Annotated in this window: 19 protein-coding genes and 1 riboswitch; of the genes, 17 read left to right on the forward strand and 2 right to left on the reverse strand. The window is 32.6% G+C overall.

What is annotated here, in order from left to right; translation table 11 throughout:
- Position 1 precedes the first annotated feature (1 nt).
- The 7 genes from H612_RS0102535 to H612_RS0102565 all read left to right on the forward strand — a co-directional run bounded on the left by H612_RS0102535 (position 2) and on the right by H612_RS0102565 (position 4,318).
- Positions 2–295, forward strand: coding sequence for a CBO2463/CBO2479 domain-containing protein (locus H612_RS0102535; RefSeq protein WP_035500208.1), 294 nt, complete (start codon positions 2–4; stop codon positions 293–295).
- A gap of 18 nt (positions 296–313) precedes the next feature.
- On the forward strand, positions 314–766 hold the full coding sequence (locus H612_RS10565) for a glycine/sarcosine/betaine reductase selenoprotein B family protein (RefSeq protein ID WP_027130030.1): 453 nt from the start codon (positions 314–316) through the stop codon (positions 764–766).
- A gap of 27 nt (positions 767–793) precedes the next feature.
- Entirely contained in the window at positions 794–1,039 is a 246-nt protein-coding gene (locus tag H612_RS10570; RefSeq protein ID WP_004634016.1) for a hypothetical protein, read from the forward strand.
- 120 nt (positions 1,040–1,159) lie between these two features.
- Positions 1,160–1,897 (forward strand): proline reductase cluster protein PrdD, encoded by a 738-nt coding sequence (prdD, locus tag H612_RS0102550; RefSeq protein WP_027130031.1) that lies wholly within the window; start codon positions 1,160–1,162, stop codon positions 1,895–1,897.
- A gap of 15 nt (positions 1,898–1,912) precedes the next feature.
- On the forward strand, positions 1,913–2,386 hold the full coding sequence (locus tag H612_RS0102555; RefSeq protein WP_027130032.1) for a glycine/sarcosine/betaine reductase component B subunit: 474 nt from the start codon (positions 1,913–1,915) through the stop codon (positions 2,384–2,386).
- 18 nt (positions 2,387–2,404) lie between these two features.
- The gene (locus H612_RS0102560) at positions 2,405–3,424 is read left to right on the forward strand and encodes a proline racemase family protein (protein ID WP_027130033.1); all 1,020 of its coding nucleotides are present in this window, start codon (positions 2,405–2,407) and stop codon (positions 3,422–3,424) included.
- 12 nt (positions 3,425–3,436) lie between these two features.
- Positions 3,437–4,318: a TSUP family transporter gene (locus H612_RS0102565; RefSeq protein WP_027130034.1), complete on the forward strand. Its 882-nt coding sequence runs from the start codon at positions 3,437–3,439 to the stop codon at positions 4,316–4,318.
- 53 nt (positions 4,319–4,371) lie between these two features.
- Here H612_RS0102565 and rarD read toward each other — a convergent pair whose 3' ends face one another.
- Positions 4,372–5,268, reverse strand: a complete 897-nt coding sequence (gene rarD, locus H612_RS0102570; RefSeq protein ID WP_027130035.1) for an EamA family transporter RarD — start codon at positions 5,266–5,268, stop codon at positions 4,372–4,374.
- 375 nt (positions 5,269–5,643) lie between these two features.
- A riboswitch (glycine riboswitch) is annotated at positions 5,644–5,743 on the forward strand.
- 100 nt (positions 5,744–5,843) lie between these two features.
- Between rarD and H612_RS0102575 the strand changes: the two genes are divergently transcribed.
- The 8 genes from H612_RS0102575 (at position 5,844) to grdD (ending at position 13,590) form a co-directional block, all read left to right on the forward strand.
- Positions 5,844–6,209: a GrdX family protein gene (locus H612_RS0102575; protein ID WP_027130036.1), complete on the forward strand. Its 366-nt coding sequence runs from the start codon at positions 5,844–5,846 to the stop codon at positions 6,207–6,209.
- 135 nt (positions 6,210–6,344) lie between these two features.
- Positions 6,345–7,289 carry a thioredoxin-disulfide reductase gene (trxB, locus tag H612_RS0102580; protein WP_027130037.1) on the forward strand — a complete coding sequence of 315 codons (945 nt, stop codon included), beginning with the start codon at positions 6,345–6,347 and terminating at the stop codon, positions 7,287–7,289.
- A gap of 61 nt (positions 7,290–7,350) precedes the next feature.
- Entirely contained in the window at positions 7,351–7,668 is a 318-nt protein-coding gene (gene trxA, locus H612_RS0102585; protein WP_027130038.1) for a thioredoxin TrxA, read from the forward strand.
- 25 nt (positions 7,669–7,693) lie between these two features.
- Positions 7,694–8,980 (forward strand): glycine/sarcosine/betaine reductase component B subunit, encoded by a 1,287-nt coding sequence (locus tag H612_RS0102590; RefSeq protein WP_027130039.1) that lies wholly within the window; start codon positions 7,694–7,696, stop codon positions 8,978–8,980.
- 87 nt (positions 8,981–9,067) lie between these two features.
- Complete coding sequence (gene grdA / locus H612_RS0102600; RefSeq protein ID WP_084167233.1) at positions 9,068–9,529, forward strand: glycine/sarcosine/betaine reductase complex selenoprotein A; 462 nt, start codon at positions 9,068–9,070, stop codon at positions 9,527–9,529.
- A gap of 26 nt (positions 9,530–9,555) precedes the next feature.
- Entirely contained in the window at positions 9,556–10,863 is a 1,308-nt protein-coding gene (gene grdB / locus H612_RS0102605) for a glycine reductase complex selenoprotein B (RefSeq protein WP_084167234.1), read from the forward strand.
- A gap of 56 nt (positions 10,864–10,919) precedes the next feature.
- Complete coding sequence (gene grdC, locus H612_RS0102615) at positions 10,920–12,443, forward strand: glycine/sarcosine/betaine reductase complex component C subunit beta (protein WP_027130044.1); 1,524 nt, start codon at positions 10,920–10,922, stop codon at positions 12,441–12,443.
- A gap of 10 nt (positions 12,444–12,453) precedes the next feature.
- Positions 12,454–13,590, forward strand: a complete 1,137-nt coding sequence (gene grdD, locus H612_RS0102620) for a glycine/sarcosine/betaine reductase complex component C subunit alpha (RefSeq protein ID WP_027130045.1) — start codon at positions 12,454–12,456, stop codon at positions 13,588–13,590.
- 202 nt (positions 13,591–13,792) lie between these two features.
- Here the strand turns inward: grdD and H612_RS0102625 are convergent, their stop codons facing one another.
- A complete protein-coding gene (locus H612_RS0102625; RefSeq protein ID WP_027130046.1) occupies positions 13,793–14,485 on the reverse strand; it encodes a GTP pyrophosphokinase in 693 nt (230 codons plus the stop codon).
- A 393-nt stretch (positions 14,486–14,878) separates the two neighbouring features.
- Between H612_RS0102625 and nrdD the strand changes: the two genes are divergently transcribed.
- Together nrdD and H612_RS0102640 are read left to right on the forward strand one after the other, a co-directional pair.
- A complete protein-coding gene (gene nrdD, locus H612_RS0102635) occupies positions 14,879–17,062 on the forward strand; it encodes an anaerobic ribonucleoside-triphosphate reductase (RefSeq protein ID WP_027130047.1) in 2,184 nt (727 codons plus the stop codon).
- 192 nt (positions 17,063–17,254) lie between these two features.
- The gene (locus H612_RS0102640; protein WP_027130048.1) at positions 17,255–17,947 is read left to right on the forward strand and encodes a hypothetical protein; all 693 of its coding nucleotides are present in this window, start codon (positions 17,255–17,257) and stop codon (positions 17,945–17,947) included.
- Positions 17,948–18,100 lie beyond the last annotated feature (153 nt).

Raw genomic sequence — 18,100 nt, forward strand, 5'->3', positions numbered from 1 at the left:
TATGATTGAAAAATTAAAATATGCATCTACAGAAAGAGTGTTCGAAGGGATAATAGTTGATCATAACGATGCTAGCGTTACGATAGATATAAAAGGACGCTTAGGGCAATTTAAAATTCCTATGAGAATGTTAATTTCGGAATATCCAGTAAAAATTGGACAAGAAGTAGCATTTTTACTAAGTTACCCAGAGGTTATAAATGAAGAACCTGATGAACATTATGTAAATGCAATAATTAATACTAAAAAGTTACAAGAAGAAGTAAAAAATAGAAGATTACACGAAGAAGAATAGTAGGAAGGAGAAATTAGAATGTCATTAACGATATTTGAAGGTCTACAATCAGAGATTTTTGTACCTATTACACCGAAACCAGTTTGGGCTCCAGTAACTAAAGAATTAAAAGATATGAAAGTTGCATTAGCAACTGCTGCAGGAGTTCACTTGAAAACAGATAAAAGATTTAACTTAGCAGGGGATACTACGTATCGTGAAATCCCAGATACTGCACACAGTACAGATCTTATGGTATCACATGGTGGATATGACAATGCGGACGCTAACAAAGACATTAACTGTATGTTCCCAATCGATAGATTGCATGAACTTGCTAAAAATGGAACTATCGGTAGCGTAGCAGAATATCACTATGGTTTCATGGGTGGTGGTGGAGACCAAGAGGCTTTCACAAACTCTACAGGACCAGAAATAGCTAAAAAATTAAAAGCAGAAAATGTTGATGCAGTTATTTTAACTGCTGGTTGAGGTACTTGCCATAGAACTGCCGTGATCGTGCAGAGAGCAATTGAGGAAGCAGGTATTCCAACAATCTTAATAGCAGCACTACCTCCAGTAGTGCGTCAAAACGGTACTCCAAGAGCCGTTGCTCCACTTGTACCAATGGGAGCTAACGCTGGAGAACCTAATAACGTTGAGCAACAAACACAAATCTTAGAAGCAACATTAGAGCAACTAATAAAAATACCAAGTTCAGGTAAAATAGTTCCTCTTCCATTCGAGTACATAGCTCACGTATAGGAGTTTTATAGAAGGAGAGGGACGCTGTCCCTCTCCTTTGTTAATTAAATAAACTGTATTATAAAACAGAAGGAGTTCTGTTTCAATGCGGATTTGATAAAGTAGTAAGGGATGATGATTATGTCAAAAGAAAGATTACAAATTAAGGCATTCCATATAAAAAATGTTGAAATAGGAAAAAAGGTTAAGATTGAAAATAATGAACTAATTATTCCTAGTGAAATAGAATATGATAAAAATATTTTTGAAAGTGTAGAAGTAAAGATAATAAAACCTAGAGAACATAATATTTATGTTAACACTATAATGGATGTTGTTCCAATTTCTACCAAAGTTATCGGACGTCTTGGAGAGGGGATAACTCATACATTAACAGGAGTTTATATGCTTTTGACAGGTGCTAATACTGAAGGGAAGCAAATGCATGAATTTGGTTCTTCGGAAGGAATATTACAAGAACAACTTGTTTTGAATAAAGCAGGTTCACCAGCTGATAATGATTATTTAGTGCATATTGACGTTGTTATAAAAAGAGATGTGGAATTTGATAGAGCTTTAGCGTTTTCGATTTTTGAACTTTCTGACGTATATTTACAAAATATAAGAGAAGTTATGAAAGTTTTAAGTGGAAGAGATGCTGATGAGGTACATGAGTTTTATAACAAACAGAATCCAGGGAAGCCTAAGGTAGCTTTGGTAAAAGAAGTTGCTGGACAGGGCATGATGTATGATAATCAACTATTTCCTATAGAACCAAGTGGAATAGATAAGGGAATTTCTATTATAGATATGAATAATATGCCAGTCTTACTTACACCAAACGAGTATCGTGATGGTGCGATAAGAGCTATGGTATAGGAAGAAGGTGTTATTATGGGCATAGGACCATCTACGAAAGAAACTAGCTTGCATCATTTTAGAGATCCTCTATTAGATACGTTAGCAGAAGATCCAGATATAGATTTCCAGGGTGTTGTGATTGTAGGGACACCTCAAGATAATAGGTTGAAGCATCTTGTTGGTTGGAGAACTGCAGTTTGGTTAGAAGCTATGAGAACTGACGGAGCTATTATTTCAGCGGACGGCTGGGGGAATAGTGATGTTGACTACGCTAATACTATGTTCGAGATAGGAGAACGTGGTATTTCTATAGTAGGGCTTAAATTTATGGGAAAACATAAATTTGTTGTGGAAAATCAGTATACAAAATATGTTCTTGATTTTAATAAATCAGAAGAGGGAGTGGAAACCGAAATAGTTTGCCAAAATAATATTGATTATTCTGATGCAAGAAAAGCCTTAGGATTATTAAAGTTAAAAATGAGACAAGATACAAATAATAAATAATTTAAGGAGTGAAATATTATGAAATTAAATAAAATGATTTCAGTTATTGATACACATACAGCAGGGGAAGCAGCAAGATTAGTAACAGCAGGGATTCCTAAAATTCCTGGAAAAGATATGGTAGAAAAGAAACAGTATTTTATCGATCACTTAGATGATGTTAGAAAATCTGTTATGTTTGAACCACGTGGACATCAAGATATGTTTGGAGCATTCTTATTACCACCAACAAAAGAAGAAGCTGATTTTGGATTAGTATTCATGGATACAGGTGGTTACTTAAATATGTGTGGGCACAACACTATTGCAGCAGTAACAGCAGCCGTAGAAACTGGTATGGTTGATGTTGAAGAAGGTGCAACTGAAAAAGAAGTTGTTGTTGAGACACCAGCAGGATTAATTTATGCAACTGCAAAATTAAAAGATGATGGTACTAAAGTTAAAGAAGTATCATTCAAAAATGTTGAATCATTCTTATATAAACGTGATGTAGAACTAGATGTTGAAGGTGTCGGGCATATTAAATTTGATATTTCATTCGGAGGAAGTTTCTTCTGTATTATCTCTGCTGATCAGTTAGGATTAGAAGTTAAACCAGAGAATGCTTCTAAACTAAAAGATCTTGGATTGAAAATTAGAGAAGCAGTTAATGCGAATGTTGAAATTCAACACCCAACTTTATCACACATAAAAACTGTAGATTTAGTTGAAATTTATGATAAACCATCTCACCCAGAAGCAACTTACAAAAATGTTGTAGTATTTGGTGATGGTAATATCGACCGTTCTCCATGTGGAACTGGTACATCTGCAAAATTAGCTACATTGTATGCTAAAGGTGAACTAAAACCAGGAGAACCATTTGTATATGAAAGTATTTTAGGTACTTTATTTAAAGGAAGAATAGTAGAAGAAAGAAAATTAGCAGGATTTGATGCAATCATTCCAGAAATCACTGGTTCTGGTTATATTTTAGGATTTAGTAACTATGTATATGATCCAGATGATTCATTAACTTATGGTTTCTTGCTAGGATAGAGGTGAAAAAGTATGAATTTATTAACTGTATTATTAGTAATTCTTGGAGCAGGAGCAGCGTTCTTCCTAGTTTCATGGATTATTGATATTGTGAAAAATAAAGACAATTTAGGAAAAGAAAATCCTATTGTTGGATTCTTTATAGGTCTTGTAACAGACTTCTTCGATACATTAGGTATTGGGAGTTTTGCACCAACTACATTATTGATGAAAGTAACTAAATTTTTAGATACTGATAAAAAAATCCCAGGTACTTTAAATGTAGCACATACTATTCCAGTATTAATGGAAGCGTATTTATTCTTAACAGGTGTTAAAGTAGAAGGTGTTACATTATTCTCAATGATTGCAGCAGCAATTGTTGGTGCGTTAGTTGGGGCTAGAATAGTGAATAAATTACCAGAGAAAAAAATCCAGCTTGTTATGGGTGTATGTTTAATCGTTACGGCATTCTTAATGGCTTCTGGACAACTTGGATGGTTGAAAGCGCTAGGAGCAGGAAATGAAGCAGTTGGTTTAACAGGTATTAAACTTGTGATAGGTATTGTAGGTAACTTTATTCTAGGTGCGCTTATGATGGCAGGAGTTGGTTTATATGCTCCATGTATGGCTATGGTTTATATGTTAGGATTAAGCCCACTGGTTGCCTTTCCAATTATGATGGGATCTTGCGCAGGTCTTATGGCTATCGGATCTCCAGAATTTATTAGAGCCGGAAACTATACAAGAATTGGATCAATTGCAATTACTATTGGTGGTATCATTGGGGTAACTGTAGCTTATACATTAGTTAAGAGTATGCCTCTAACTGTTTTAACTTGGGTAATTATTGCTGTAGTTATCTTTACAGGAATAACTATGATAAAACAAGGTTTAAGCAAAAAAGCTGCTTAATATGAAGTAAATAAAACTAAAAAAGCTATCTGAATTTATTTCAGATAGCTTTTTTAGTTTATTTTATTTTTCATTGAATTAAAAGCGGAATAACAGAAAACTATTACTGCTATCCAAATTATTATAAATGAAATTAATTTTTCTATACTTAAATCTTCATTGTAAACAAATACTCCAATGAGAAATTGCATTGTTGGCGGAAGATATTGAAGTATGCCGAGTAGGTATAGTGGGATATCTGCAGCTCCTTTAGCGAATAACATAAGAGGAACTGCTGTCACAACACCAGATAACAGAACAAATACCATAGTCAAAGTACCTGATGTATGAAAAGTTAAACTATTTGTTATTCCGAGATAACTAATATAAAAAATAGCAATTGGGGAAACTATAGCAGTTTCTACAAGAAGGCTAGCTTTTGGGCTAATTACAACTTTTTTCTTACATAAGCCATAAAGGCCAAACGTTAATGCTAACATTATAGAGATCCAAGGTAAAGATCCTAAGGAAATAAATAAGTATAAAAGAGAAGTCCCGACAAAAATGCAAGCTATGATTTGAATTCTGTTTAGTTTTTCTTTAAGAAAAACGACAGCAAGGATTATTGTTACGATTGGATTTAAATAATATCCAAAACTTGCTTCTAATACATGATTTGTGTTTACAGCTATTATATATGTTAGCCAGTTTGCTGTTATAAGTACGGATGCTAGGCAAAGTAGACTAAAACTTTTCTTATTATGCCAAAGTTCTTTAATTTCTTTAAATATCCTGTTTTTATTTTTTGCAACTGTTACGACTAGTGCCATAAAAATAAATGAGCAAAGAACTCTCATCGAAAGTACTTCGTAGGCATCAATACTTTTTAGTAGTTTAAAGTATATTGGAAAAAATCCCCAAGAAAAATAACATACTAAAATAGCTATTAAACTTTTTTTTATCCCACTCATATTTTTTTCCTTTCAAAATTCTATATAATTTTCATATTATATTAGTATATAGTAAATATAGGTAATAATCAATCTATAATTTTGTCATAAAACTAAAATAAAAGACTAAGTATAAAAACTTATCTCAAATGAAAAAATTATTCCTATTTGTATTATAACATAAATGAGATTATAAACTTTGTTTTTAGAAAAATAAATTTCTTTTAATGGATTTAAGGTCCATAATATATATTTTTAAAGGAAACTTTAAAAATAATATACTTCTGTTAAATTGTTATATAAAAATATTATTTCAACTTAAATGATGCCTTTGGAAAAACGTTTTCTTTTCTTTTGTTTTTAGTATAAAATAAATATGAAAGGAAATAAAACGGTAAGAATGGTGTGGGAGAGTACTATTAAGTCACCGAAGGTACAAGTTGATATTTGGCAGTTATTAATGAAATTCTCAGGTAAAAAGAACCACATCGGGACAGGATTCTGAAAGACATGACAGAAAGAAGAGCTAGCTTTTCTTTCTGTTTTTTTAGGGTAACGAAAGAAGCTAGGTAATTTTAAGTTTTGAGGTGAATTGTATGAAATTAGTAACAAATAATCCTAAGTTTAGAGATGCAAAATTTAGAAATATAGAGATTGAGTTTTTAGATAATTCATATCTTGAGATTCTTATAAAAGTTAGGGATTATATTTATGAAGGTTGGGAGCTTATGACACATCCTTTGTATGGAAGTGTAAAACCAAATGAGACGATCTATCGTTCAATTGTGATAAGAGAGAGTAGGAGTTTAAATATTTTTTCTACTAACCTTATTTCAGAAGCCATAGAAACTTATCGAAAATTCAAAAAAAATAAATTGATTCCTAATTGGAGTAATAGTGTAAAGGATGATTTTAGTGTTATAGATTTTGATTTAATAAAAAATGCCATAACTAGAATGTAGATATCTAAATTAAATTTTATGAAGAAAGGAGTGAATTAGCAGAATATAAAAATTTAGTTTTTTTGAGCTACTACAAATAAAAATATTAATAAATAAAATTTGGGTATCTATAAAAATAAAAAAGGAGAAATAATTATGGGAAGAGATTACGATGTAATAATTATAGGATCAGGTCCAGCAGGATTATCAGCAGCGTTGTATTCTTCAAGGGCAAAATTAAGTACTTTAGTCCTTGAAAAATCGAAAAATGGTGGACAGGCTGCGATAACACATCTGATTGAAAATTATCCAGGTGCGGTAGAAGATCCTACAGGACCAAGAGTAACAGCTAGAATGTTAGAACAAGCTAAAAGTTTTGGTGCTGAGGTAAAACAAGATGAAGTTGTAGATGTAGAGCTGGAGGGGGAAGAAAAGTCGGTAACATGTATGAGCGGAAAGTATACCGCTAAAACAATTATTATTGCAACAGGTTCATCACCTAGAAAATTAGATGCACCAGGCATTAAAGAGTTGGAAAGCAAAGGAATTTCATATTGTGCGACTTGTGATGGTGATTTTTTTGAAGGACTAGATGTTTATGTAGTAGGAGGTGCTAACAGTGCAGTAGAAGAAGCTCTTTTTTTAACAAAATTTGCGAGAAAGGTTACGATTGTTTACCGAAAAGAAAATGTGCGTTGTGAAAAAGTTACTGCAGAAAGAGCAAAAAATAATCCAAAAATTGAAATTATCGGGAATACGATAGTAACAGAGGCTATAGGGGATGGCCTTTTGGAGGCTATTAGGTTCAAAAATTTAGTAACAGGTGAAGAGTATGTGATTGAAGCAGATGAAGAAGATGGAACAATGGGATTATTCTTCTTTATTGGATATATTCCTCAAACCAAATTGTTTGAAGGGAAATTAGAAATGACAGATGAGGGGTATATTAAAGCTGACGAAGATACTAGAACTAGTGTTGATGGAGTTTTTGTTGCAGGAGATTGTCGTGTTAAAGATATTCGCCAAGTAGTAACAGCGGTATCGGATGGAGCAGTAGCAGCTATTCGTGCAGAAAAATATATTGCTGAAAAATTTGAATAAAATATAAATAGAAAGTTGAATTTTACTTTAAAATTAAAAATTATATAAGGAGAAGATAATTATGCTAGAACTAAGTAAAGAAAATTTTGAACAAGAAGTATTAGAAGTAGAAGGGTATGTTTTTGTAGATTTTTGGAGTCAAGGTTGTGAACCATGTAAAGCACTTATGCCAGATGTTCATAAATTAGCAGAAAAATATGGTGATAAAATTAAATTTACTACATTGGATACTACAAAAGCAAGACGACTTGCGATAAAACAAAAAGTATTAGGGTTACCAACATTAGCGATATACAAAGATGGTAGTAAAATTGAAGAAGTGACAAAAGATGATGCTACTGTTCCAAATATAGAAGCTATGATTAAAAAACACTATTAATAAAATTTAAAGGGAGGTATTAGATATGCGTCTTGAATTAGGAAAAATACGTATTAAAGATATACAGTTTGCTGAGACTTCAAAAATAGAAGCAAATGTATTGTATATTAATAAAGATGAGCTTATTAAAGAAGTGTGGGAAGATGATATAATTGCTTCTGTAGAACTTGATATAGCTCGTCCAGGAGAAAGTATTCGTATAACACCTGTTAAAGATGTTATTGAACCACGTGTTAAGGTAGAAGGTCGTGGAGGAATTTTTCCAGGGATTTTGTCAAAAGTAGATACCGTAGGAGAGGGTCGAACTATTGCACTTAAAGGTATGGCTGTTGTGACTACGGGTAAGATTGTAGGGTTCCAAGAAGGAATTATTGATATGACTGGAGTTGGTGCAAAGTATACACCATTTTCTAAAACTAACAATTTAATAGTTATTGCAGAACCTAAAGAAGGAATCAAACAACATGATCATGAAAGAGCTGTACGCTATATTGGTTTTAAAGCAGCTAGATATATTGCAGAATTGGCTCGTACGTTAGAGGTGGAAGAAGTAGATATTTACGAAACTAAGCCATTGTTAGAGCAAATAGCAGAATATCCAGAGTTGCCAAAAGTTGGCTATGTATACATGTTACAAACTCAAGGATTATTACATGATACTTATGTTTATGGTGTAGATGCTAAACAAATTGTTCCAACAATATTATATCCAACAGAAATAATGGATGGGGCTATCGTTAGTGGTAACTGTGTATCAGCTTGTGATAAGAATCCAACTTATGTTCATTTGAATAATGGTGTTATAGAAGATTTATACAAAAAACATGGTAAGGAAATTAATTTCTTAGGTGTAATTATTACCAATGAGAATGTTTATTTAATGGACAAAGAAAGATCTTCTAATTGGACTTCAAAACTTTGTCGTTACTTGAATTTAGATGCAGTAATAGTATCGCAAGAAGGATTTGGTAATCCGGATACAGATCTTATTATGAACTGCAAAAAAATCGAAACTGAAGGAGTTAAGACGGTTATTGTTACCGATGAGTATGCAGGTCGTGATGGAGCTAGTCAAAGTTTAGCAGATGCTGACGTGCTTGCTAATGCAGTTGTAACTGGTGGAAATGCAAATCAGGTTGTAGTATTACCAAAACTAGATAGAATTATTGGTCATGTTGATGTTGTTAATGTAATTGCAGGTGGTAATCAGGATTCACTAAGAGAAGATGGAACAATAGAAGTAGAAATTCAGGCAATTACAGGGGCTACTAATGAAACTGGATTTGGATATTTAAGTGCAAAAACATTCTAAAAGTTGTAGTAAGGTGAATAATAAAATTTGGCAACATATTAATTATAAAAATATTATCAAGTTAAGAGTTTAAGGAGGAATAAGCTAATGGTTAGTCTTATTAATAAAAAGGTAGTTATTATTGGAGATCGTGATGGTATTCCAGGATTAGCTATCGAAGAATGTGTAAAACAAATTGAAGGAGTAGAAATAGTATTCTCATCTACTGAGTGTTTTGTCTGAACTGCCGCAGGGGCTATGGACTTAGAAAACCAAAAACGTATTAAAGAAGCTGCTGAAAAATTTGGCAACGAAAACGTTGTGGTTTTACTAGGTGCTGCAGAAGCCGAAGCTGCTGGGCTAGCAGCTGAGACAGTTACCGTAGGAGATCCAACATTTGCAGGTCCTTTAGCAGGTGTAGAGTTAAATCTAGCTGTGTATCACGTACTAGAAGATGAAATTAAATCACAATTTGATCAAGATATATATGAAGATCAAATGGGAATGATGGAAATGGTATTGGACATTGATGAAATTTCAAGTGAAATGCAAGATGTGCGTGGAGAGTAAAAAATTAAAAGATAGGGGGAATCAAAATGTCTAAGATACGAGTAGTACATTATATTAACCAATTCTTTGCGGGAGTTGGGGGAGAAGAAAAAGCTCACATTGCACCAGAATTACGAACAGAACTGCCGCCAATTAGTACACAATTACAAGGGAAGTTGGGAGAAGATTTTGAGGTAGTTGCAACAGTTGTATGTGGTGATAGTTACTTTAACGAAAATTTAGAAGAGGTTCGAGTTGAGCTTATTAATATGATAAAAGGTTGTAGTCCGCAATTATTTGTTGCAGGACCAGCTTTTAATGCAGGACGATATGGAGTGGCTGCAGGAACAATTACAAAAGCAGTCAAAGAAGAATTGCATATTCCAGCGGTAACAGCAATGTATGTAGAAAATCCTGGGACTGATATGTTTAGAAAAGATATTTATATTTTAGAAACATCTGACAGTGCAGCAGGAATGAGAAAAGCATTGCCAAAACTTGCAAAATTCGCAGCAAAACTTGCAAAAGGAGAGGGGATCTTATCTCCTAAGGAAGAAGGTTATCATGAAAGAGGAATTCGTGTGAATTTCTTTAGTGATAAACGTGGTTCTGAGCGTGCTGTAGAAATGTTAGTTAAAAAAATTCATGGTGAAGAGTTTGAAACAGAGTATCCAATGCCTAATTTTGATAGAGTGGAACCAAATCCAGCTGTAAAAGATTTATCAAAAGCAAAAATAGCCTTGGTTACCTCTGGAGGAATAGTACCAAAAGGTAATCCAGATCATATTGAGTCTTCTTCAGCATCAAAATATGGAGAATATTCTTTAGAAGGATTTGATAATTTAACAGAAGAAACTCATGAAACGGCACATGGTGGATATGATCCAGTTTATGCTAATTTAGATGCTGATAGAGTGTTACCAGTAGATGTGATGCGTGAGTTTGTAAAAGAAGGTAGAATAGGATCGCTACATGAAAAATTCTACACTACGGTCGGTAACGGAACAGCGGTAGCAAGTGCCGTAGGATTTGCAGAAGAATACGCTAAAAAATTAGTTGCAGATGGAGTAGATGCAGTTATTCTAACTTCCACCTGAGGTACTTGTACTCGTTGCGGTGCAACGATGGTTAAAGAAATAGAAAGAGCGGGAATTCCAGTAGTTCACATGTGTACGGTAGTTCCAATCTCTCTAACAGTAGGTGCTAATAGAATTGTACCTACAATTGCAATCCCGCATCCACTAGGAAATCCAAAACTTGAAATGGCAGAAGAGAAAAAATTAAGAAAAGATTTGGTTGAAAAAGCTTTACATGCTTTAACTATTGAAGTAGAAGATCAAACAGTGTTTGAATAAAAGACTAAAAAGAAGGAGGAGCTTAGGGTACTTCGGTGCCCTAAGCAATAAAAAATATGAATTATCCAGTATTTAAAGGAGCAGGTTATATCCTTGTTCACACACCAGATATGATAATAAAAAATGGATCTACTTGTGCAGTAGAAAGAATAACAAGCCCAGATTCAGAATTTTTAAAAGAAGTAGCAGATCATATTCGTTCATATGAAGAGGTGGTAAATTATTTACCTAACCAAGTATATATTGGAAATAAAACTCCTGAAGAATTGAAAGAGTATCCTATGCCTTGGTATGAAATCAGAGCTATAAGAGGAGATAGATATGGGAAGTTTGGACAAATAGTACCTCAAGATGAATTTTTAGCACTTATGAAGCTTTGCGACGCATTTGACTTAGTAAAATTATCGGAAGAGTTTGTGGCGAATGTTCGACCAAAAATAGAGAATAATTTTAAAGAATTAGCTTCTTTATTTAATAAACTTGAAGGTTCAGATATAAGCGATAAAGAAGAAGATTTTGAAGATTTGATACATGGTGGTAAGGTAGTTGGCTATGTGAAAAAGGCACATGATGTGGATGTAAATTTAAATGCACATGTGATTTTTGAGAATTTAGTTGTAAAGGCTTCAGGTGTAATATCTGCATTAGAATTGTTAAGAAATTCCAAAATAGATCCGACAGAAATTGATTATGTTGTAGAGTGTTCAGAAGAAGCTTGTGGTGATATAAATCAACGTGGTGGAGGTAATTTTGCCAAAGCAATAGCAGAAGTTGTAGGTTTGACAAATGCGACAGGTTCAGATCTTAGAGGATTTTGTGCGGGTCCTACACATGCATTGATAAATGCTTCAGCATTGGTAAAAGCTGGCGTTTATAAAAATGTAATGGTAGTAGCAGGTGGTGCTAGTGCAAAGTTAGGAATGAATGCCAAAGATCATGTTAAAAAGGGGTTACCAGTACTTGAAGATGTGGTAGGTGGCTTTGCAGTATTGATTAGTGAAAATGATGGAATAAATCCGATGATAAGAACAGATATGGTTGGGAAACATAATGTAGGTACGGGGTCATCGCCACAGGCTGTTATGGGTGCCTTAGTAGCTAATTCATTAGAAAAAGCTAATTTGAAGATAACAGATGTTGATATATTTTCAGTAGAAATGCAAAATCCAGATATAACAAAAGCAGCAGGGGCAGGAAATGTTCCAGAAGCAAATTATAAAATGATTGGTGCACTTGCTGCAATGCGAGGAGATATTGATAAAAAACAACTAAAATCCTTTATAGAAGAAAAAGGATTGCCAGGATGGGCACCTACTCAAGGACATATTCCATCAGGAATTCCATATGTAGGTTTCTTAATAGATGATCTTACAAAAGGAAATAAAAATCGTGCGATGATCGTTGGTAAAGGAAGTTTATTTTTAGGTAGAATGACTAATCTCTTTGATGGAGTATCAGTAGTGGTGGAAAGAAATGCTGGTTCATTAGAAAAAGAGACAGAAGGAATCTCTAAGGAAGAAATAAGAAAAATTATAGCAGAATCAATGAGAAAAATATCCCAAGATATGCTAGAAGAATAGGGGTGATACTATGAGTAAAAAAATAATTTCAGAGGTATTACAAGAAGTAGCGGATGCTATAGAAAAAGGTAATTTTGGGAAAAAAATAAAAGTAGGGTTAACTACTTTGGGGAGTGAACACGGAGTAGAAAATATGCTTTATGGAGCTACATTAGCGAAAAATAATCTGTTTGATATTGTTCTGATAGGAAAAGGAAAAGAAGGGTTTGAAACTTATGAAGCACAAGATGAAGAAGAAGCACATAGAATTATGGAAGAGTTGTTAGATAGAGAGGAAATATCATCTTGTGTAACTATGCATTATAACTTTCCGATAGGTGTGTCAACAGTAGGGAGAGTAGTAACACCAGCGAGAGCAAATGAAATGTTATTAGCAACAACCACAGGTACATCATCAACCAATAGAGTAGAAGCCATGGTACGAAATGCAATTTATGGAATAGCTACAGCCAAATCTATTGGGATTCAAAAACCTACTTTGGGAATTATGAATATAGAAGGAGCAAGGCAGGTTGAGAAAATATTATTAGAGTTAAAAGAAAAGGGATATGAATTCAGTTTTGCAACTTCTAAAAGAACTGACGGAGGGTCTGTTATGAGAGGCAATGATCTTCTTATGGCGACTCCAGATATTATGGTAGCTGATTCATTGACAGGGAACTTATTTATGAAGGTATTTTCAGCGTTTAATACAGGAGGGAATTATGAATCTTTGGGATATGGATATGGACCAGGAGTTGGAGAGGACTACAATAGAAGAATATTAATCTTATCTAGAGCATCAGGAGCACCAGTTGTTGCAAATTCTTTAAAGTATGCTTATGAAATAGCCGTGGGAGAGGTGAATAAAATAGCAAAAGAAGAGTACAGAAAATGTAAAAATGTTGGTTTAGATAAAATGTTAGAAAAATTTAAAGAAAAGGGAGAATCTAACAGATTAGAAGTAGGAATTCCACCTAAAGAAGTAGTAACTGTTCAAATCTCAGGTGTAGATATTATGGATTTGGAAAATGCAACTAAAATTCTTTGGAAAAACAAAATTTATGCTGAAAGTGGGATGGGCTGTACAGGACCAATTATATTAGTAAGCACTGATAAAAAAGAAAAATCAGAAGATATATTAAAAATGGAAGGATTACTTTCCTAAAGATGTAGATAAGGCTGGTATTGATTTTAAATAATACCAATCTTTAAATCATCAATAAAAAATAATAAGTAAAAGGAAACCACCCCTTAGTTCATCAAGGGGTGGTTATGTTTATTGTATTAAGATTAAAATAATATTTTGAAAGAAGTCATATTTAAAAATTTATATTTAATGTGCAACTTATACCTGTTCTTATTTGTTTCTAAATAAATTGAGTGTCATCTTCTATTATTTCCTTTACTTTTTGCATTTGGTTATCAAGTTTTGAGCTGATCTCAGCACAAAGAAGAAGTCTTCTCTCAATTTCTTTTTCTTTTTCTTCGCTTAGATTTTTTTTGTAACGAAGTTTATGTTCTAAACTGGCCCAAAAATCCATGGCGATCGTGCGGAATTGCACCTCAACTGCTACATGTTCAACTCTATCTGATAGAAAAATTGGTACCTGTACTATCAGATGATAACTTCTATATCCATTTTCTTTGTAATTTCTTATATAGTCTTTTTCAGCTATAACAGTAAGATCATCTTGCTGTTTTAAGGCGTCAACTAATTTGTAGACATCATTTTTAAAAGAACAAATAACACGAACGCCAGCCACATCGTAGATGTTCTCTTTTATAGTGTTTATGTCAAAAGGTAAATCTAATCTTTGAAGTTTATTCATAAGGCTGACAGGTGTTTTTAATCTTGTCGAAACTGATTCAATAGGATTACTTTCTCCATGAAGGGAAAATTCCTTGTCAAAAACATTAAGTTTTGTTTCAATTTCTAACATCGCACATTCATAGTGCATAAAAAGTTCAACGTAGGGTTGAAGCTCATTAATTAATAAGTTCTGATTACTTTCTATGGAAAAAAGTTGTTCAGTTAACTTTTCAATTTGTGTTTTTTTCATATACTTTTCTCACTTTAATTTTATTATCAACTACATGATATCTGATAAGCTTAAAATATAGTTTAAAGAATAGTATATAAAAATTTTATATAGAGGAAAAGTTTTTTTTCATCTTTGTAGAATGCTTGAAAATACGGCACATAAAAATCTGTACTAATAAATTAATTTCTAATTTCCTAGTACAGGGAAATTATTTTCTTCTCAAAGTATGTTAATAAAGGGATTGGTGATAATATTTTTTGAAAACAGGATGTCTAAAAAATTTCACAATTTTGATTGAAGGCTTATATAAAAGGAATCTTGAATTTCCGGGAAATAATATCATATGGACATTTTCTGTTATTTATTATAAGATAGTAGATGATAAAAATTTTATGAGGGGGGATTGGTTAGATGCAACAAAATAATTGTTATTCATATACGAAGAAAAAAATAGACTTACTTAACAAAAGACTTTTGGTTATAAAAAGGGATGGGCGTAAAGTAAGATTTGATGCTGAGAAAATTTATAAAGCAATAGAGAAAGCAGTTTTGTCAGTTTTTGGAAAAAATCATAGTATTAATATAAATAATATTGTAGATAACGTCATTATAGAAATTGCTAATAGATTTAAAGAAAATATTAAAATTTATGAAATCCAAAATATTGTAGAACATACGCTTATAACGTTAGGAGAAACTGCAATTTATGAAGAATACATAGGATATAGAAGTGCTCGTGATATTGAACGTGAAAAGAGTTTAGATATAAATGTAGCTATTGAAAAATTAGTTAACAGAGATGAAAGTTTAGTTAATGAAAATGCTAATAAAGATAGTTTGGTTTTTAATACACATAGAGATTTAACGAGTGGGATAGTGGCGAAAGCTATTGGATTAAAAATGTTACCAAAACATGTTGCTAATGCACATCAAAAGGGGGATATTCACTATCATGATTTAGATTATTCACCATATCAACCACTTACTAACTGTTGTTTAATTGATTTCAAAGAGATGTTAACAAAAGGATTTAAAATTGGAAATGCTGATGTAAGTAGCCCGAAAAGTATCCAAACTGCAACAGCACAAATGGCTCAAATTATTGCGAATGTGGCTTCGAGTCAATATGGTGGGTGTAGTGCTGATAGAATTGATGAAGTGTTAGCACCATTTGCACGCCTTAATTACGAAAAGAATTTGCAGATGGCTCGTGAGTGGATAGAAGGCGAAGAAAAACAAGAAAGATTTGCTAAGGAAAAAACTAAAAAAGATATTTATGATGCAATGCAGTCTTTAGAATATGAGATAAATACTTTATATTCATCACAAGGGCAAACGCCATTTACTTCATTAGGCTTTGGTCTTGGAGAAGGGTATTTTGAAAGAGAAATTCAAAAAGCTATTTTGAAAGTAAGAATAGAAGGACTAGGAAAAGAAAAGAGAACGGCAATTTTTCCTAAATTGATTTTTGTTATTAAAGATGGTCTGAATTTAAAACCAGAAGATCCTAATTATGATGTGAAACAGCTTGCTTTAGAATGCTCCACTCAAAGAATGTATCCTGATGTTTTGATGTATGATACATTGGTGAAAATCACAGGTAGTTGTAAAACTCCAATGGGATGTCGTTCGTTCTTACCTGCATGGAAAGATGAAAATGGAGAGTTAGTAGAGAGTGGGCGTATGAATCTCGGAGTTGTAACTTTAAATTTGCCAAGAGTTGCACTTGAATCAAGAGGTAATAAAGAGGAATTTTGGCATATCTTTAAAGAGAGATTAGGAATTTGTAAAGATGCACTAGATTACAGGGCAAAACGATGTGGGGAAGCAAAACCACAAAATGCTCCTATTCTTTATATGCATGGTGCTTTTGGAAAGAGACTAAAACCAGAGGACAAAGTTAAGCAACTTTTTGATAAGCAAAGAGCAACGTTATCTTTGGGTTATATAGGATTGTACGAAGTTGCTAGTGTATTTTATGGAGGAAATTGGGAAAAAAATCCTGAAGCAAAAGAGTTTACTTTAGATATAATGAAATATATGAAAGAATGTGTTGAAAAGTGGACTTCTGATGGTGATTATTGGTATAGTATTTATTCGACACCAAGTGAATCACTTACTGACAGATTCTGTCGAATGGATACTGAAAAATTCGGATTAGTTGAGAATGTTACGGATAAAGAATATTATACAAACTCATATCATTATGATGTTAGAAAAAATCCTACTCCGTTTGAGAAATTGGACTTTGAAAAAGATTATCCTTATTATGCAAGTGGTGGATTTATTCACTATTGTGAGTATCCAGTATTAAAACAAAATCCAAAAGCATTAGAAGCGGTATGGGATTTTGCGTATGATAAAGTTGGATATTTAGGAACTAATACACCAATAGATCACTGTTACAAATGTGATTATGAAGGAGAGTTTGAACCTACGAAAAAAGGGTTTAAATGTCCAGAATGTGGAAATAATGATCCGAAAAGTTGTGATGTTGTAAAAAGAACGTGTGGATATTTAGGAAACCCGCAAGCAAGACCTATGATAAAGGGTCGTCATAAAGAAATTGTTGCAAGAGTTAAGCACTTAAAATAATTTAGTCAAAGGAGTGAAAAACTAGTTTTTTAGTTTTTTCTCCTTTTTGTGTAAAGTTAGGAGTAAGAGTATATTATTTACTAAAAAATATTTTGAGATTCATATTTAAATAAAATAATAGTCGTATTCCTCTTTACAACGATATTTATTTTTGATAAAATCATTAATGATAAGAAAATAGGAGGATTAATCATGGGTAAAATATTTAAAGGTGCATTATTAGGAGCTGCAACTGCAATAGGGGTATACTACTATAAAAATCCAAAAGAATTAGAAAAACACAAAGAGTTACTTAAAGAAAATGTAAAACTAGGTTTAGGAAAAGTTAACGAGTTAATAAATTCTGAAAGCGAAGAAGTAGATCGTGAAGGAGAGGATATTGCCAAAGCAAAACTAGAAGAAGTAACTGCAGCATATAACGAGCAAATTCGTGAAGATGTTGAAGTAACTGAATTTGTTGAACTAAGAAGTAATGACGAAAATCTAGTAGAGCCGATTGAAGAAGTTGTAGAATTTATTGAAGAGGATGTATTAGAAGATCAAGAAAAAAATAATGTTGTAGAAGAGCTTATCAAAGAATATGCACCAGAAGTAAAAGAACAAGCCGAATTAGCTGAAGAAGAAATACAGTTACCACAAGAGGATGCTCCTGCTCCTACTTCTTCTGAACAAGTAGAAACTTCAAAGGTGGAAGAAGTTTCTAACATAGAGCTGATTGAAGAGGATATTGAAGAAAAGAAAAATGAATTAAGACAATCATTTGAAGAGCGTTTAAAAATTGCAAAAGAAAATGGAGAGAATGCAAAAGAAGTTCCAATGGAAAAACCAAAAACTACACTTGATTCAATTGTATCACTATTTTCAACAAAAGAGGATAATAAATAATTCATATTTGAGATTTGAATAGTAAAGCAAAAAGATTAGGTAATCTAAAAAAGATTACCTAATCTTTTTTTACTGAATTTTTAAAGATAAGAATTAATAATTATATTTTTAAAAGAATAAAATTTAACTTATATTATTGATAACTATTATCGA

It is taken from the genome of Gemella cuniculi DSM 15828, assembly GCF_000425665.1.
Taxonomy (GTDB): domain Bacteria; phylum Bacillota; class Bacilli; order Staphylococcales; family Gemellaceae; genus Gemella; species Gemella cuniculi.

Bases quoted from the DNA above. Each gene is read 5' to 3' on its own strand.
- H612_RS0102565 (WP_027130034.1), top strand. From the start codon at position 3,437: ATGAATTTATTAACTGTATTATTAGTAATTCTTGGAGCAGGAGCAGCG.
- H612_RS0102555 (WP_027130032.1), top strand. From the start codon at position 1,913: ATGGGCATAGGACCATCTACGAAAGAAACTAGCTTGCATCATTTTAGA.
- H612_RS0102575 (WP_027130036.1), top strand. From the start codon at position 5,844: ATGAAATTAGTAACAAATAATCCTAAGTTTAGAGATGCAAAATTTAGA.
- H612_RS0102640 (WP_027130048.1), top strand. From the start codon at position 17,255: ATGGGTAAAATATTTAAAGGTGCATTATTAGGAGCTGCAACTGCAATA.
- nrdD (WP_027130047.1), top strand. From the start codon at position 14,879: ATGCAACAAAATAATTGTTATTCATATACGAAGAAAAAAATAGACTTA.
- rarD (WP_027130035.1), bottom strand. From the start codon at position 5,268: ATGAGTGGGATAAAAAAAAGTTTAATAGCTATTTTAGTATGTTATTTT.
- grdD (WP_027130045.1), top strand. From the start codon at position 12,454: ATGAGTAAAAAAATAATTTCAGAGGTATTACAAGAAGTAGCGGATGCT.
- H612_RS0102625 (WP_027130046.1), bottom strand. From the start codon at position 14,485: ATGAAAAAAACACAAATTGAAAAGTTAACTGAACAACTTTTTTCCATA.
- H612_RS0102560 (WP_027130033.1), top strand. From the start codon at position 2,405: ATGAAATTAAATAAAATGATTTCAGTTATTGATACACATACAGCAGGG.
- H612_RS0102590 (WP_027130039.1), top strand. From the start codon at position 7,694: ATGCGTCTTGAATTAGGAAAAATACGTATTAAAGATATACAGTTTGCT.
- prdD (WP_027130031.1), top strand. From the start codon at position 1,160: ATGTCAAAAGAAAGATTACAAATTAAGGCATTCCATATAAAAAATGTT.
- trxB (WP_027130037.1), top strand. From the start codon at position 6,345: ATGGGAAGAGATTACGATGTAATAATTATAGGATCAGGTCCAGCAGGA.
- grdC (WP_027130044.1), top strand. From the start codon at position 10,920: ATGAATTATCCAGTATTTAAAGGAGCAGGTTATATCCTTGTTCACACA.
- H612_RS0102535 (WP_035500208.1), top strand. From the start codon at position 2: ATGATTGAAAAATTAAAATATGCATCTACAGAAAGAGTGTTCGAAGGG.
- H612_RS10565 (WP_027130030.1), top strand. From the start codon at position 314: ATGTCATTAACGATATTTGAAGGTCTACAATCAGAGATTTTTGTACCT.
- trxA (WP_027130038.1), top strand. From the start codon at position 7,351: ATGCTAGAACTAAGTAAAGAAAATTTTGAACAAGAAGTATTAGAAGTA.